We start from the raw sequence: 2,576 nt of genomic DNA, 5'->3' as shown, positions 1-2,576 counted from the left end.
CGGGCTGGACGCCGTTCTCATCGGCCCGACGGGATCGATGACTGCCGATAAGTTCGTCGTCGATCGCGGCGAGTGGTACAAGTCGGACCGGTATTATCCCGAAGACCGGCTCGTCATGACCGCGGGACGCTGGCCGGAGGGCAAGCCGCTGGAGCACGCGGAGGGATCGGGCTGGTACGACGTCGCGCCGCTGGGCCGCACGTGGTATCACGTCTTGCAAGACGGCCAGCCGTTGGAGCTGCAGAACAGCGAACAGCGTTTCGTGCCGCAGGAAGGTACGCTGTACACGGCGCTGGATTACGGCGCGGTGAAAGGCGAGGCGGTGACGTGGCTGCACGCGCAGCAGTCGCTGCTGGTGGAGCGGTATACGTTCGACCAGCCGGTGACCTTCCGCGCGTGGATGGGGCCGGGCGTGTGGTTCGACGACGGCTGGGACACCGATCCGTTCGTGAGCGTCGATATGGACGCGGGGCCGCTGACGGGGCGGTACGATCTGGGCGAGACGCAGGGGCTGATGCTGCTGCGCGTGGATGCGCCGGTGTCCGGCATGGGCGCGGACGGGACGGATCGCTGGGTGACGGTGCGCGCGCAGACGATCACCAAGTATTTCGCCATCACCGACAACCGCCAGGGTCCGCTGACCGTCGCGCCGGTCGAGGCGCAGATCGCGCGCGGCTACGAGACGCTGTACGCGGAGCACTGCGACTTCTGGCGGCGCTATTTCGACGTGTCGCGGGTGGAGATTCCTGACGAGCAGTTCCAATATTTCTACGAGGCGGCGACGTATCACCTGAAGGCGATGCAGAATCCCGTTTCGGGCGGGCTGCCGGTGAACAACCTGCGGCGCACGTGGTCGTCGCACGTCTTCTGGGACTCGTACTTTCTGCACCGCGCGCTGCTGGAATCGAATCACCTGCACGAAGCGCTGGAAGGCTGCCGCTTCTTCGAGCGCACGATCGAGCACGCGCGGCGGCACGCCCGCGAGGAGTTCGGCTGCGACGGGCTGAAGTGGGACTGGGAGATCACGCACGACGGGCGCAAGGCGTACGGCACACTGCTGCATATGAAGTTCCAGATCCACAACAACGGCTCGTACGCCAACCAGCTCTGGGGCTATTACGCCTTCACGCACGACGAGGCGGCGCTGCGCGAGTTTTACCCGATCCTCGAAGGGCTGGCCCAGTTCTACATGAACTGTATCGTGGAAAACGGCGAAAACGGGCCGGAGATCGGCTATCAGGTGGGCGTGCACGAAAGCCCGATTAAGGTGCGGAACGACGGCACGAATCTGTCCGGCACGATTGCGATTCTGAGGCACTGCGCGAACGCGGCGCGCGTGCTGGGGCAGGAAACGGACTTCACGCGGCGCTGCGCCGCGATCGCGGACGGGCTGATGGCGACGATGGACAGCCTGTACAATGGTAGATATTTCCAGGCGTCCGTGGGAAACGACATGCTCAACATGAGTTCGATGGCCCCGATCTACCCGATGGGCGTGATCGCGGCCCGCGATCCGCGCGCGCTGGATACGTCGCGGGCATACCTCGCCAAGTACCCCGATCACAGGATCGGGCACGGCACGGGTAAAAATGCGTTTCCGTGGGCGGCGGGCGTGCTGGGCGCGATCCTGGCGCGGCAGGGCGACGGCGACACGGTCTGGCAGGTTGTGCAGGGCGCGCGGCCTACGATCTGCACCTTCGGCGGCATGACCGAAGTGATGGAAAACGGCGAGTGGAACATGCAGTACTTCGGCACGGCGGAAGCCGCCGTGATGACCGCCATCCACCAGATGCTGCTGCAGGCCTCGCCGGACGGATTGATCCGGCTGTTCCCGGCGATTCCGTCCGACTGGGATCGCGCCGCGTTTGAGAATCTGCTGGTGGAGGGCGTGCGCGTCTCGGCGCGGCTGGAAAACGGCGTCGTGACGTGTGTGCTGGCGAATCAGGCGGGCGTGGCGCTGACGCGGACCGTGCGCTGCGGCGCCGACGAGCGGCAGGTGATCCTGGCTCCCGGCGAGACGACGGAGCTTGAGTGGACCTTATGAACGTGAAACGTGATCTGGAACCCGGACAGCGGGGGCTGATTCTGCTGGCGATGGCGTTGGTGTCGGGCGCGGGATTGGCGTTCGAGATCACGCTGACGCGCGTGTTTTCGCTGTTCTTCCAGTATCACTTCGCGTTCCTGGCGGTGTCGCTGGCCGTGCTGGGGCTGAGCCTCGGCGCGGCGGCGGGTTACTTCGTCACGCGGCAGCGCGCGCAGACGCTGGCCGGGGTGCTGGTCGCGCTGGGGATCGCGTTCCCGGCGGCGGCGATCGTCATGGCGTGGCTGCCCTCTGCCGGATCGATCGTGCCGCGCGCGTTGGCAGCGCTGGTCCCGTTCGTACTGAGCGGGCTGTTTTCGTCGCTGGTGTTCGAGCGTTTTTCGGGCGTGAGCGGCGCGGTGTACGCGGCGGATCTGGCGGGCGCATCGGTCGGCGTGATCGTCGTGCTGGGGTTGCTGAATGTGATGAGTTCGTTCAGCATCGTGCTGCTGTTGGGCGCGCTGGAAAAGCTCAAGGACATGGCCGTCTTTTCCGC

General features: G+C 65.8%; 1 protein-coding gene and 1 pseudogene. Both read left to right on the top strand.

Features of this window, described 5'->3' with window-relative positions:
• Nucleotides 1–2,044: glycosyl hydrolase family 95 catalytic domain-containing protein (locus tag V7116_RS25385; RefSeq protein WP_324394801.1), on the top strand; the 2,044-nt coding region annotated here is incomplete at its 5' end.
• Nucleotides 2,041–2,576: pseudogene (locus tag V7116_RS25380) on the top strand (hypothetical protein); the annotation flags it as partial. The gene V7116_RS25385 and the pseudogene V7116_RS25380, both read left to right, overlap by 4 nt.

It is taken from the genome of Aggregatilinea sp. (genome assembly GCF_036822615.1).
GTDB lineage: Bacteria > Chloroflexota > Anaerolineae > Aggregatilineales > Aggregatilineaceae > Aggregatilinea.
This window is presented reverse-complemented; position numbering and strand designations above follow the sequence as displayed.